General features: G+C 68.6%; 2 protein-coding genes. Both read right to left on the bottom strand.

The features are described 5' to 3' along the window. Positions 1-1,359 (bottom strand): methyl-accepting chemotaxis protein (locus VES41_RS03965; RefSeq protein ID WP_324813292.1); only part of this gene is annotated, 1,359 nt, incomplete at its 3' end. A 25-nt stretch (positions 1,360-1,384) separates the two neighbouring features. Further along, positions 1,385-1,829 (bottom strand): methyl-accepting chemotaxis protein (locus VES41_RS03970; protein WP_324813294.1); only part of this gene is annotated, 445 nt, incomplete at its 5' end.

Here is a 1,829-nt window from a genome sequence, read left to right on the forward strand (position 1 = left end):
CATGATGTCGGTCACGCGCCTGACGCTCTCGACGATCTCTTCCATGGTCCGGCCGGCCTCCGCCACCTGGCGGCTGCCCTCCTCGACCTTGCCGACCGAGTCGTCGATCAATTGCTTGATCTCCTTGGCCGCCGCGGCCGAACGCTGCGCCAGGCTGCGAACCTCCGAGGCCACCACCGCGAAGCCGCGGCCCTGTTCGCCCGCACGCGCGGCTTCCACCGCCGCATTGAGCGCCAGGATGTTGGTCTGGAACGCAATGCCGTCGATCACGCCGATGATGTCCATCACCTTGCGCGACGACGTGTTGATCGAGCCCATGGTGTCCACCACCTGGCCCACCACGTCGCCGCCGCGCACCGCCACTTCCGATGCGGACACGGCCAGCTGGTTGGCCTGGCGCGCGTTGTCGGCGTTCTGCTTGACGGTGCTGGTCAGCTCTTCCATGGAAGCGGCGGTCTGCTCGAGCGAGCTGGCCTGCTCTTCCGTGCGCGACGACAGGTCCTGGTTGCCGCTGGCGATCTGGTTGGACGCGGTGGCGATGGTGTCGGTGCCAGAGCGCACTTCGCTCACCACCTTGGACAGGCTCTGGTTCATCTCGCGCAGGGCATGCATGAGCCGGCCGGTCTCGTCGCGGCTGCCGACCTCGATGCGCGAGCTCAGGTCGCCCGCGGCCACCTTCTCGGCCACGGCCACCGCCTTGCGCAGCGGGCCGGTGATCGAGCGGGTGATGAGAAAGCCGACGCCGCCGGCCAACAGCAGCGACAGGCCCGCGAGCAGGTTCACCAGCAGGCGCGAGCGCGCGTAGCCCTCGTCGGCCTCGGCGCGGACCTTCTCGGCCAGTCGGTTCTCGTGATCGATGAACTCCTGCACCGCCGTGATCGTGGTGCGCGCGGCAGGCTGGAAGCGATCCAGCGCGAAGTCCCTGGCTTCGTCGTTTCGGTTCTCCAGGGCCAGCTTGATGAGCTGCTGGTTCAGCGGCGTGCCGGTGGCCAGCGCCTTGTCGATGGCAGCCAGCAGCGCCTTGCCTTCGGGCGTGACGACGAGGCGGGTCAGGCGTTCACGCCCTTCGCGGAAGCGCGCGCTGGCAGTTTCGATCAGGCGAACCTGGCCCTGCATCTCCGACTTCTCGGTCAACAGGATGAGGTTGCTGTCGAGCAGCGCGATGTCGCGGATGGCCGCCGCCATTTCGTTGGCGCTGGCCAGCTTGACGTTGGTGCCGTTGATGACCCATTCGATGGTGTTCTGGCTCTGGCGCAGGGCCTGCAGCGAGAAGCCCGCGACGAGCATCAGCAGCAGCAGGACGAGGCCGAACGCCAGGGAAAGGCGGACGCCGAGGCGGGTGTTGGAGAGGAGTTTCATGTCTTTGTCGAAAGTGCAGCAGTGATCAGAACTCGGTCCAGTCGCCCGAGGGCTCGGCGGTCGCCAAGGCGGCGCCGCGCCGTGCGGCCGCCGTCGCCTCCGGCCGGTCCTCGGCCGGGGCATGCGACTTGCCACCGTTGGCCGGGCGGCTCCGGCCGGGGGCAGGTGCCGTTGCCGACGCCGATGCGCGGCCTGCGCCACGCGCCTGCGCAATCACCTGCGCCGCCGCGTCGTCGCCGCCGATCCTGAACACGCTGACCGACTGCACCAGGCTGCCGGCCTGGTCCTGCAGCGAGGCGGCGGCCGCCGCGGCCTCTTCCACCAGCGCGGCGTTCTGCTGCGTGACCTGGTCCATCTGCGTGATGGCCTGGTTGATCTGCTCGATGCCCGAGGTCTGCTCCTGGCTGGCCGAGGCGATCTCGCCCATGATGTCGGTCACGCGCTTGACGCTCTCGACGATCTCTTCCATG

The organism is Variovorax sp. (assembly GCF_035634955.1).
Taxonomy (GTDB): Bacteria; Pseudomonadota; Gammaproteobacteria; order Burkholderiales; family Burkholderiaceae_C; genus Variovorax.